This is a genomic window from Streptomyces sp. NPDC127108, assembly GCF_042677545.1.
GTDB lineage: Bacteria > Actinomycetota > Actinomycetes > Streptomycetales > Streptomycetaceae > Streptomyces.
Window position 1 is genome coordinate 181,257 of the sequence record NZ_JBHXTE010000013.1, and the last position, 10,575, is coordinate 191,831.

A 10,575-nucleotide genomic window follows, 5' to 3' on the forward strand; every position below is an offset into this window, starting at 1 on the left:
CTCGTACGCCTCATACATCCAGTACGCCTCGTACGACCCATTGCACACTGTCGCCGCATGCCTTTCAGGCCAGGCACGCTCCGTGGGGCGAAATTGCCTGGCACGGTCGGCCCCGACCGCACTAGGCTCCTGCGCTTTGGCCCGGGCACGGGCCCGGGCGCGGTGGCCTGGAGCGGTACGAGGCTCTCTGAAAGGGATGTTCGTGAGATCAGGACGGTTCCGCCTGTACGCGGCCGTCGCCGCCGGCAGCTTCCGGCGATTCGCCACGTACCGGATCGCGACCATGGCCGGTGTGTTCACCAACACGGTCTTCGGAGTGATCCTGACCTACACCTATATTGCCCTGTGGGACGAGAAGCCTGGACTTGGAGGATACGACCAGGCGCAGGCTCTCACGTACGTGTGGCTCGGGCAGGCGCTCCTGACGACCGTCGCGGTGATGGGCGGCGGCTTCGAGGACGAGCTGATGCGGCGCATCCGCACCGGCGACATCGCCATCGACCTGTACCGCCCCGCCGACCTCCAGGCCTGGTGGCTCGCGGGCGACCTCGGCCGGGCGCTGTTCCAGCTGCTCGCGCGCGGCGTGACGCCGATGCTGTTCGGCGCGATCATCTTTCAACTGGCTCTTCCGGGCGACGTGTTGACGTGGCTGGCCACGGCGGTCGCCGTGCTGCTCGGCGTGGTGGTGAGCTTCGCGCTGCGCTTCCTGGTGGCGCTCAGCGCCTTCTGGCTCCTCGACGGCACCGGAGTCGCCCAGATCGCGTGGCTCGCGAGCACCTTCTTCTCCGGGATGCTGCTGCCCCTGAACGTCTTCCCCGGCGCCCTCGGCGAGGTCGCCCGCGCGCTGCCCTGGTCGGCGCTGATCCAGGTGCCCGCCGACGTGCTGCTCGGCGAGCGCTCGGGCGCGGAGCTGGCGATGGCGTACGCCTTCCAGGCCGGGTGGGCCGCCGTGCTGCTCGCGGCGGGGCGGCTGCTGCAGGCCGTGGCGACGCGGCGGGTGGTGGTGCAGGGTGGCTGAGGAGACCCGGCGGACGCGGGAGCAGGGGCGGGGCGGGGGCCCGGTGGACCCGGCGGACCGGCCGTCCGGACTGCGGGCGGGCACCGCCGACGGGCCGCTGGACCGGGCCAGGGACGGGCTGCGCGCCTACCGGATGATCACCGCGATGTGGATCCGCTCCACCCTCGCCTACCGGGCGTCCTTCGCCATGACGGCCCTCGGCAACCTCACGGCGACCGCCCTCGACTTCGTCGCGATCCTGCTGATGTTCTCCCAGGTCGACGAGCTCGGCGGCTACCGGCTCCCCGAGGTCGCCTTCCTCTACGGCGCGGCCTCCTGTGCCTTCGGCCTCGCCGATCTCACCATCGGCTCCATGGACCGGCTCGGCCGACGGGTGCGCGACGGCACCCTCGACACGCTCCTGGTGCGGCCCGCGCCGGTGCTCGCGCAGGTCGCTGCGGACCAGTTCGCGCTGCGCAGGCTGGGGCGGGTGGTGCAGGGGCTGCTGATCCTCGGGTACGCCTGCGCCGCCCTCGACATCGTCTGGACGCCCCTGAAGGTGCTGCTCGTCCCGCTGATGCTGGTCAGCGGCGCGGGGATCTTCATGGCCGTCTTCGTGGCGGGCGCCGCCTTCCAGTTCGTCGCGCAGGACGCCTCCGAGGTGCAGAACGCCTTCACCTACGGCGGCAACACGCTCCTGCAGTACCCGCCGTCCGTCTTCGGCAAGGACCTGGTGCGCGGCGCCACCTTCCTGGTGCCCATCGCCTTCGTGAACTGGCTGCCCGGCCTGTACGTGCTCGGCCGCCCCTATCCGCTCGGCCTGCCCTCCTGGGCCGCCTTCACGCCGCCGCTGGTGGCCGCGGCGTGCTGCGCGCTCGCGGGCCTCGCCTGGCGCGCCGGACTCCGCTCGTACCGCAGCACAGGGAGCTGACACGTCATGGACACGGTCCAGGACCACGACCCGGACGCCGACTTCATCGCCCTCGACGGGATCGAGAAGATCTTCGACGTACGCAGGAAGACCGGCTTCCTGCGCCGCGAGCGACACCAGGTGCGGGCCGTCGACGGCATCACCTTCCGGGTGCCGCGCGGCGAGATGGTCGGCTACATCGGGCCCAACGGCGCGGGCAAGTCCACCACCATCAAGATGCTGACCGGCATCCTCACGCCCAGCGGCGGCCGGCTGCGGGTCGCGGGCATCGACCCGGCCCGCGAGCGCACCCGGCTCGCCCGGCGCATCGGCGTCGTCTTCGGCCAGCGCACCACCCTGTGGTGGGACCTGCCGCTCATCGACTCGTACCGCCTGATGCACCGCATGTACCGCATCCCCGACCGGCGCTACGCCGAGAACCTCGACCGCTGCGTCCGACTCCTCGACCTCGGCGACCTGTTGGACGTGCCCGTACGCCAGCTCTCCCTCGGCCAGCGCATGCGCGGCGACATCGCGGCGGCGCTCCTGCACGACCCCGAGGTCCTCTATCTGGACGAGCCGACGATCGGCCTCGACGTCGTCAGCAAGGCGAAGGTCCGCGGCTTCCTGCGCGACCTGAACGCCGAGTCCGGCACGACCGTGCTCCTGACCACCCACGACCTCACCGACATCGAGCAGTTGTGCAAGCGCGTCATGGTCATCGACCACGGGCGCCTGATGTACGACGGGCCGCTGGCCGGGCTGCACGAGGTGGGGGCGAGCGAGCGCACCCTCGTGGTCGACCTGGAACTCGAACTTCCGCCCCTGGAGGTCGAGTCGGCCCGGGTCGTGAAGGTCGAGGGGCCCCGGCAGTGGCTGGCGTTCCCGGCCGCCGCGTCGGCCGCGCCGCTGGTCGCCGCGATCGCCGCCCGCTATCCGCTGCTCGACCTCTCCGTGCGCGAGCCCGACATCGAGGCCGTGATTGCCAAGATGTACGCGGACCGGGGGACCTCGTAGGCTGCGTGTGTGCTGCGTTCTTCCGGGGGAGGCCCCCCGGACCCCAGCAGGAAGAGCAGGTCGGCCGGATCCACCGGCACGGACATCATGAGGTGAACCTCAGCATGACGGACGCCGAGCCCAAGCCGCCGAACGAGCTGCCCGAAGCCGACGGGCCGGGCTCCGCGGAGCCGCCCGCCGGTGAGTTGAGCCCCGCCGAGGTGAGTTCCACCGGGGTCAGCCCCGCCGAGGTCAGCCCCACCGACCTGCGGGCCTCCGACGCCGACCGCGAGAAGGTCGCCGACGTGCTGCGCGAGGCGCTGGCCGAGGGGCGGCTCGACATGGAGGAGTTCGGCGAACGCCTCGACGCGGCCTACCGCGCCCGTACGTACGGCGAACTCGCGCCCCTCACCCGGGATCTGCCGTCCGCCGTCACGCCCGGGCCCAAGGTGTCCATGGTCAAGCGGTCCGGCGGCGCGGACAGCGACGAGATCGACTGGGACGAGCGGGTCGTCGGGGGCGAGCCCTCGTCCACCGGGGGCGTCGCCATCTGGGGCGGGTTCAACCGCAAGGGCGGCTGGACGATCGGGCGGGCCTTCACGTCCTTCGTGATGTGGGGCGGCGGCGAGATCGACCTGCGCGAGGCGCGGTTCGCCGAGCGGGACGTCGTCATTCGCTGCTTCGCCCTCATGGGCGGCATCCAGGTCACCGTGCCGCCCGAGCTGAACGTCACCGTCAAGGGGTTCGGGATCATGGGCGGCTTCGGGGACGACGCCACGGGGCCCGGCACGCCGGGGTCGCCGCGCGTCGTCGTCACCGGGTTCGCCCTCATGGGCGGGGTCGGCGTCGAACGCAAGCTGCGCAAGCAGGAGCGGGCCCGTCTGAAGGCGGAGCGGCGCGAGCTGCAGGCGCGGCGGCGGGAGGAGCGGCATGCGCTGCATGAGCGCCGCAGGGAGGAACGCCGACGGGACTGACCCTCGCGGGGGCGCCCCAGTCCCACCCCTTCTCCGAAACCGGGGCTCCGCCCCGGACCCCGTTATCGGCGCTCCGCGCCTCGTCCTCAAACGCCGGACGGGCTGAAAACTCCGCCGGGGTGGGCTGAAAGTGCACCGGGCAGGCAGTGCGGACCGCCTTGGCCGAAGTAATGGTGGGGGCGGGTGGGTGGGAGAAAGCCGGTCCGGCGTTTGAGGACGAGCGCGGAGCGCGATCGGGGGTGATCCGGTCGGGGCTGATGGTGCCGGGCTGTTGGGTGGGCCGGTGCGAGTTCGGGCGGGTGGGTGGGGGAGAGCCCGTCCGGCGATTGAGGACGAGGCGCGGAGCGCCGATCGGCGTGCGCCCCGGTGTGGCTAGAGTTCCGCGTCCGAGGAGCCCTTGAGGGCGGCCGGGTCGAACGCCTGGCCCATCCGGCGGAACCCCTCGTCGCTGGGGTGGAGGTTGTCCCCGGAGTCGTACCGGTCGAGCAGCGCCCGGGGGTCGTACGGATCCCGCAGGGCCTTGTCGAAGTCGACGACCGCGTCGAAGACCTTGCCGGAGCGGATCTCCTTGTTGACGGCCTGCCGCACGCCCTCGAGGGCGGGCGTGTACCCACGGTGCCCCCCGAAGGGCATGAGCGTCGCCCCGACGACCCGCAGCCCGCGGGCATGCGCCTGCCGGGTCAGCTCGCGCAGCCCCTCGGTGATGCGCCGGGGGTCGGTTTCCTGCGGATTGCGCAGGATGTCGTTGATGCCGAGGGCGATGACGACGGCCTTGACGCCGGTGCGGCCGAGGACGTCACGGTCGAAGCGGGCGAGCCCGCTCGGGTTGGCGCCGGGCCCGCCACGGGCACCGGGCCTCCCGTCGGACAGGACACGGTTGCCGCTGATGCCCTGGTTCACGACGCTGTAGCGCGGCGCGCCGGAGACCTGGCGCAGCCGGTCGGCGAGGACGTCGGTCCAGCGCCGGTTGGCGCCCATGGTGGAGGTGATGCCGTCGGTGATGGAGTCGCCGATGACGACGACGGTGCCGTCGGTGTCGTTGCTGAGCACGTCGACGGCGGAGAGGTAGCGCCAGTACGGGCTCTGCTCGTGGTACGCCGACCCGCTCGGGTCCTCGGTGTGGTCGCCGTCGGCGACGTACGAGATCTGACGCGCGTGCGGGTGGTACGTCACCGGCCCTGACGCGGTCGGCGAGAACGTCGTGACAAGCAGGTCCGAGTCGTGCGGCACGCGCAGCCTGACGGCGTCGCTGACGATCTGCTGTCCGGGCTGGATCACCACGGAGGTGTCGCCCCGGAAGGTGAGGCGCCGCAGCGTGCCGGCGGCCGCGGTGGGGTTGTTCGAGGCGGTGGCGACGGCGACGGAGGCGTGCGTGACGGTGAGCGGCTGGGTGCCGTACAGGTTCGTCAGGGTGATGCGGGTGCTCTCGCCGCCGACGCTGGTGTGCACCACGTTGCGTACGGAACGCCCCGCCATGCCGCGCGCCTCGGTGCCGGGTTCGGCGCCCGCGGGGGAGGCGGACCAGGTGCCCACCCAGGTGCCCGCCGACGCCGGGGCCGCGGAGTTGCGCGGCCCGCGCGGAGAGGCGCTGAGCTGGTCCTTCGTGTCGTCGTCGGCGCCCGTGACGCCGATGTATATGGCCGCTGACACGACCACGATGACCGCGAGCACGGCGGCCAGCAGTGCATAACCGTGACGCTTGGTCATGCGGGCTGTTTCTCCTCGGGCAGGGGGAGCCCGAGGCTCCGGTGTGAACACCCCATGATGCGTCATGGGCCGCGAGGGGGCCGACACTGCCCCCCTCCGCTCACTCAGACGCCGGGAACTTGTGGTTCGTTCCAGGAGTCGGACTGGAAGGGACAATGCGAACGGGTACGAAGACGGCGTACGACAGACGTACGCGTCCCCAGGGACGCGCAGGAACAGCGACGCGAAAACGGGGCTCCAGGAATGCAAGGTACGAACACGGAGGAAACGGCCGAGGCGGGCACGGAACAGCATGCCCGTGACGGCCGCTCCCCAAGCGCGGGCGGCGGACCCGCGGGACCGGGCGGACCCGGCGCCTTCAGCGAGGCCGACGCCGAGAAGCAGCGCGGCGTCCGCCGGATGAAGCTGACCGCGACGGGCCTGCTGCTGTTCGTCGCGGTCGTGTACGTGCTCGCCAAGTGGGCGCAGAACACGGGCGCCGGGGCGTGGGCCGGATATGTCGCGGCGGCCGCCGAGGCGGGCATGGTCGGCGCGCTCGCCGACTGGTTCGCGGTGACGGCCCTGTTCCGGCACCCCCTCGGCATCCCCATCCCGCACACGGCGATCATCCCGAAGAAGAAGGACCAGCTCGGCGTCTCCCTCGGTGACTTCGTCGGTGAGAACTTCCTCTCCCGGACGGTGGTGCGCCAGCGCCTGCGCTCCGTCGGCATCGGCAGCCGCCTCGGCGCCTGGCTCGCCGAGCCGGAGCACGCCGACCGCGTCACCGCCGAGCTGGCCACCGCCCTGCGAGGCGCCCTCACCGTCCTGCGCGACTCGGACGTGCAGGCCGTCGTCGGGGAGGCCATCACGCGCCGCGCCGACGCCCAGGAGATCGCGCCCGGCATCGGCAAGATGCTGGAGAAGGTCGTCACGGACGGCGGCCACAAGCGGGTCGTGGACCTGGTGTGCGTGCGCGCCCACGACTGGCTGGTGGAGCACGCCGACTCGGTGATGGACGCCGTCGAGGGCGGCGCCCCCGGCTGGACCCCGCGCTTCGTCGACAAGAAGGTCGGCGAGCGGGTCTACAAGGAACTCCTGCGCTTCGTCACCGAGATGCGCGACATGCCAGGACACCCGGCCCGCGGCGCCCTCGACCGCTTCCTCACCGACTTCGCCGCCGACCTCCAGTCCGACACGGACACCCGCGCCCGCGTCGAGCACCTCAAGCGCGAGGTCCTCGCCCGCGACGAGGTGCAGGACCTGATCACCTCCGCCTGGTCCGCGGTCCGCCAGATGATCGTGGCCGCCGCCGAGGACGAGCGCAGCGAACTGCGCCTGCGCGTCCGCGCCGCCCTGCTCTCCCTCGGCCAGCGCATGGCCACCGACGCCCGCCTCCAGGAGAAGGTCGACGGCTGGGTCGAGGGCGCGGCGGTGTACGTCGTGACGACGTACCGCAACGAGATCACGTCCCTCATCACGGACACGGTCGCGAGCTGGGACGCCGAGCACACCTCGAAGAAGATCGAGGCCCACATCGGCCGCGACCTGCAGTTCATCCGGATCAACGGCACGGTGGTGGGGTCGTTGGCGGGGCTTTTGATCTATACGGTGTCGCGGGCGCTTGGCGGCTAGGGCCGTCCGGCCCGGGGGCTCGCCAGCGAGAGCAGCGCCGCCGTCGCGCACAGCGCCGCCGTCCCCACCCACACCAGGTCGTACGACCCGAACGCGTCCCTGGCCGCCCCGCCGAGGAACGCGACGGCGCCCGCGCCCACCTGGTGTGCGGAGTTGACCCAGCCGAACACGACGGCCGCGTCGGGGCCGAAGTACGCGCGGCACAGCGCGATCGTCGGCGGCACCGTCGCCACGTCGAGGAGCCCGAAGACGACCACGAAGGCGACCAGCGGCGGCTGCACGGTCGCGGTGAGCAGCAGCGGCAGCGCCAGGAGGGCGAGGCCGCGCACGGCGAAGTACGCGGCGAGCAGCCGGCGCGCGTCCCGGCGGTCGGTGAGCCAGCCGGAGGCCACCGTGCCCGCCACGTTGAAGATCCCGATCAGCGCGAGCAGCGAGGCGGCGGCCGTCATCGGCATGCCGTGGTCGTGCGCGGCGGGCGCGAAGTGCGTCCACATCACGCCGTTCGTCGACGCCCCGCAGATCGCGAAGGTCCCGGCGAGCAGCCAGAACGGGCCGGTGCGGGCGGCGCGGAGGAGGACGCGTACGGTGCGGCCTGCCGCTCCCCGGACCGGCGCGGGCCGCGGTACGAACTCCGCCGACCCGTGGGGGCGTTGGCCGATGTCCGCCGGATGGTCCCGCAGCGTCAGCCACACCAGCGGCGCGGCCAGCGCGGCCGCGCCCGCGAGTGCGAGAGCCGCCGCCCGCCACCCGTGCCGCCCCACCACCTCCGAGAGCACCGGCAGGAACACGAACTGCCCCACGACGCTTGCCGCCGTGAGCAGCCCCGTGACGAGCCCGCGCCGCGCCACGAACCACCGCTCGGTGACGCTCGCCGCGAACGCCATCGCCGTGGCGCCGGTGCCGAGCCCCACCAACACGCCCCAGTAGAGCGCGAATTGCCAGGCCGCCGTCATCGCCGTGGCGGTGAGCACGGCCCCGGCGCCGACCAGGCCGAGGGCGCCCGTCGTCACGTACCGCATCCCGAACCGGTCCATCAGCGCCGCGGCGAACGGCGCGGTGGCCCCGTACACGACCATGTTCACCGCGCCGCCCACCCCGATCGCCCCGCGCGACCAGCCCAGTTCGGAGTGCAGCGGCCCGACGAGCAGGCCCGCGAGGGTGGTGAAGGTGCCCGCCGTGACGATGGCGAGGGCGGCGGTGGCGGCGATGGTCCAGGGGGTGAGGGGGAGACGGGGCCTGCTCGGGGCGGGGGCGGGGGGTGGCTTGCGCGGTGAGGTGCTCGATGTGCGGGGTGACGTACTCGACGGCGTACTCATGGACCGAGCGTCCGTCCGGCGGGGCGAGCGCGACGAGTGGCCAGATGGCCATGGTGTGCAAGGATCTGGCCATGACGGCACAAGGGACCACGGAACCCCGTACGGCGGCGCGAGCGGGGCGCCGTACCGTCGCCGTCCTCGTCCGGGACGGCGTCCTGCCCATGGAACTCGGCCTGGTCCACCAGCTGTTCGGCAGCGCGCGCGACGCGGCGGGCGCGCCGCTCTACACGCCCCTGACCTGCGCGCTGCGCCCCGGCATGGTCGACACGGACGCCGACTTCCCCATCCGCGCGCCGCACGGCCCCGAGGTCCTGGCGGTCGCGGACACGGTGATCGTGCCCGCGTCGCACCGCGAGGACGAGTCGCTGCGCCCCGAGGCCCTGCCCGCCCCGCTCGCCGAGGCCCTCGCCCTCGCCTCGTCAGCGCGCCGCATCGCCTCGATCTGCACGGGCGCGTTCGTCCTGGCCGCCGCGGGCCTCCTGGACGGACGCAGGGCCACGACGCACTGGCTGTCGGCGGACCGCTTCGCGCGCACGTTCCCTGCCGTCTCGGTCGACCCGGATGTCCTGTACGTGGACGAGGGCGCCGTGCTGACGTCGGCGGGGGAGGCGGCCGGGGTGGACCTGTGCCTGCACCTGATCCGGCAGGACCACGGGGCGGCGGTCGCGGCGGCCGTGGCGCGCCGCACGGTGGTGCCGCCGCACCGGGAGGGCGGCCAGGCCCAGTACATCCAACGCCCGGTCGCGGAGCGGGAGTCGACGTCGACCGGCGCGGCACGGGCCTGGGCCCTGACCCGCCTCGGCGAACCCCTGACCCTCGCCGAACTGGCCGCCCATGCCTCGATGAGCGTCCGCACCTTCAGCCGCCGCTTCCGCGCCGAGACGGGCCTCACCCCGGTCCAGTGGCTCACCCAGCGCCGCGTCGACCGCGCCCGCCAACTCCTGGAGGAGACCGACCACACGGTCGACCGCATCGCGACGGAGTGCGGCTTCGGCACGGGGGCGTCGCTGCGGGCGCACTTCCAGGCGGGGGTGGGGGTGTCGCCGGGGGCTTATCGGGCGACGTTCAGGGGGCGGGGGTAGGGGGGTACGGGGCCGGGTAAAGGTGGGGCCGGGGCGTGGGCATACGGGAGAGCCCGGGGCCGGGCGGACAGCTGAGGTTGAGTACGCGTACTCAGGCATCCCACCCCCGCGAGCGCGATCGTCGTACACATGAACGCACTGAGCCCCCTCCGCGGCCGCCCCGCCGCCGAACGCCTGGCGACGCGCCTGCTCGGCGCGGGCCTGGCGGCCGCCGCGTACCTCCTCTTCCTGCCCTGGGACCTGCGCAACCGCGCCGAGACGCCCGGCGCGATCAACGAGACCTCGCCGGTGTCGGACGCGGACATCGCGTTCCTGGTGGCGACGGTCCTGGCCCTCGCGGCCTACTTCGGCCTCCGCGACCGCCTGCGCTGGACCCTCCCCGTGGTCGCCGTCCCACCCGCCGCCCTCCTCTTCACGTCCTTCGCCACGCACGAGCCCCCGGACGCGTCGATCTGGCCGGTGGCGTGGGCGGTGTTCGTGATGGCCGGGTGCGCGGTGGTGCTCGCGGTGGCGGGGTTCGCGCGGCAGTTCAGGGTGGAGTCGGCGTCTGCGCGGGGTGCTGGGGGCTGGTCGCGGTCGGCGTAGGCCCCTCAGGGGCCCACGTACCCGGCTTCGGGCCCGCCGGAATCAACCGCGGCGGTCGACGGCCACCCAGGAGGCGAGCGCCACGCTCCCCGCGACCCCAAGCACCGCGGGCCAGGCGCCGACCTTCTTCGCGAGCGGATGCGACCCGGCGAACCCCGCAACGTACGCGGCGCTGAGCGCGGCGGCCGTCTTCGGCCCGGCCTGCCGCCGCCACTGCTGCGCGGCGGCGACCCCGGCCACGGCGAGGACGGCTCCGCCGAGGGGGCGCTTCTTGGTGAACCGGGCTACGGCGTACCCGCCGACTAGGTTCTGTCCGGCGGATCATGGTCGGAGCCAGAGTCTGATTGCTGCGGTGGTGACGGTGCCGTGGAAGACGTAGGCCCTCTTGTCGTACCGG

The 10,575-nt window shown here is 73.1% G+C and carries 9 protein-coding genes and 1 pseudogene; 7 read left to right on the forward strand and 3 right to left on the reverse strand.

Annotation, left to right across the window (positions count from 1 at the left end; translation table 11 throughout):
- The first annotated feature begins 196 nt into the window (after nucleotides 1-196).
- The 4 genes from ACFVHO_RS13785 to ACFVHO_RS13800 all read left to right on the forward strand — a co-directional run bounded on the left by ACFVHO_RS13785 (nucleotide 197) and on the right by ACFVHO_RS13800 (nucleotide 3,877).
- Nucleotides 197-1,018, forward strand: a complete 822-nt coding sequence (locus ACFVHO_RS13785) for an ABC transporter permease (RefSeq protein ID WP_385713214.1) — start codon at nucleotides 197-199, stop codon at nucleotides 1,016-1,018.
- A 70-nt stretch (nucleotides 1,019-1,088) separates the two neighbouring features.
- The gene (locus ACFVHO_RS13790) at nucleotides 1,089-1,928 is read left to right on the forward strand and encodes an ABC transporter permease (protein ID WP_385713244.1); all 840 of its coding nucleotides are present in this window, start codon (nucleotides 1,089-1,091) and stop codon (nucleotides 1,926-1,928) included.
- 6 nt (nucleotides 1,929-1,934) lie between these two features.
- The gene (locus tag ACFVHO_RS13795; protein WP_385713215.1) at nucleotides 1,935-2,924 is read left to right on the forward strand and encodes an ATP-binding cassette domain-containing protein; all 990 of its coding nucleotides are present in this window, start codon (nucleotides 1,935-1,937) and stop codon (nucleotides 2,922-2,924) included.
- 104 nt (nucleotides 2,925-3,028) lie between these two features.
- Nucleotides 3,029-3,877 (forward strand): DUF1707 domain-containing protein, encoded by an 849-nt coding sequence (locus ACFVHO_RS13800; protein WP_385713217.1) that lies wholly within the window; start codon nucleotides 3,029-3,031, stop codon nucleotides 3,875-3,877.
- Nucleotides 3,878-4,249: 372 nt separating this feature from the next.
- Here the strand turns inward: ACFVHO_RS13800 and ACFVHO_RS13805 are convergent, their stop codons facing one another.
- Nucleotides 4,250-5,584, reverse strand: a complete 1,335-nt coding sequence (locus ACFVHO_RS13805) for an SGNH/GDSL hydrolase family protein (protein WP_385713218.1) — start codon at nucleotides 5,582-5,584, stop codon at nucleotides 4,250-4,252.
- A gap of 243 nt (nucleotides 5,585-5,827) precedes the next feature.
- Here ACFVHO_RS13805 and ACFVHO_RS13810 point away from each other — a divergent pair, with 243 nt between their 5' ends.
- The gene (locus ACFVHO_RS13810; RefSeq protein ID WP_385713219.1) at nucleotides 5,828-7,195 is read left to right on the forward strand and encodes a DUF445 domain-containing protein; all 1,368 of its coding nucleotides are present in this window, start codon (nucleotides 5,828-5,830) and stop codon (nucleotides 7,193-7,195) included.
- Here the strand turns inward: ACFVHO_RS13810 and ACFVHO_RS13815 are convergent.
- Nucleotides 7,192-8,511, reverse strand: a complete 1,320-nt coding sequence (locus tag ACFVHO_RS13815; RefSeq protein ID WP_385713221.1) for an MFS transporter — start codon at nucleotides 8,509-8,511, stop codon at nucleotides 7,192-7,194. The two genes, ACFVHO_RS13810 and ACFVHO_RS13815, sit on opposite strands and share 4 nt — an antisense overlap.
- Nucleotides 8,512-8,582: 71 nt before the next feature.
- Here ACFVHO_RS13815 and ACFVHO_RS13820 point away from each other — a divergent pair, with 71 nt between their 5' ends.
- Together ACFVHO_RS13820 and ACFVHO_RS13825 are read left to right on the forward strand one after the other, a co-directional pair.
- Complete coding sequence (locus ACFVHO_RS13820; protein ID WP_385713223.1) at nucleotides 8,583-9,593, forward strand: GlxA family transcriptional regulator; 1,011 nt, start codon at nucleotides 8,583-8,585, stop codon at nucleotides 9,591-9,593.
- Between the two features lie 129 nt (nucleotides 9,594-9,722).
- A complete protein-coding gene (locus ACFVHO_RS13825; RefSeq protein WP_385713225.1) occupies nucleotides 9,723-10,178 on the forward strand; it encodes a hypothetical protein in 456 nt (151 codons plus the stop codon).
- 42 nt (nucleotides 10,179-10,220) lie between these two features.
- Here the strand turns inward: ACFVHO_RS13825 and ACFVHO_RS13830 are convergent.
- A pseudogene (locus ACFVHO_RS13830) lies at nucleotides 10,221-10,496 on the reverse strand (hypothetical protein); the annotation flags it as partial.
- Nucleotides 10,497-10,575 lie beyond the last annotated feature (79 nt).

What these genes read in the sequence shown, in the direction of transcription:
- ACFVHO_RS13800 (WP_385713217.1), top strand. Translation starts at nt 3,029, where the DNA reads ATGACGGACGCCGAGCCCAAGCCGCCGAACGAGCTGCCCGAAGCCGAC.
- ACFVHO_RS13810 (WP_385713219.1), top strand. Translation starts at nt 5,828, where the DNA reads ATGCAAGGTACGAACACGGAGGAAACGGCCGAGGCGGGCACGGAACAG.
- ACFVHO_RS13815 (WP_385713221.1), bottom strand. Translation starts at nt 8,511, where the DNA reads ATGAGTACGCCGTCGAGTACGTCACCCCGCACATCGAGCACCTCACCG.
- ACFVHO_RS13825 (WP_385713225.1), top strand. Translation starts at nt 9,723, where the DNA reads ATGAACGCACTGAGCCCCCTCCGCGGCCGCCCCGCCGCCGAACGCCTG.
- ACFVHO_RS13805 (WP_385713218.1), bottom strand. Translation starts at nt 5,584, where the DNA reads ATGACCAAGCGTCACGGTTATGCACTGCTGGCCGCCGTGCTCGCGGTC.
- ACFVHO_RS13785 (WP_385713214.1), top strand. Translation starts at nt 197, where the DNA reads ATGTTCGTGAGATCAGGACGGTTCCGCCTGTACGCGGCCGTCGCCGCC.
- ACFVHO_RS13820 (WP_385713223.1), top strand. Translation starts at nt 8,583, where the DNA reads ATGACGGCACAAGGGACCACGGAACCCCGTACGGCGGCGCGAGCGGGG.
- ACFVHO_RS13795 (WP_385713215.1), top strand. Translation starts at nt 1,935, where the DNA reads ATGGACACGGTCCAGGACCACGACCCGGACGCCGACTTCATCGCCCTC.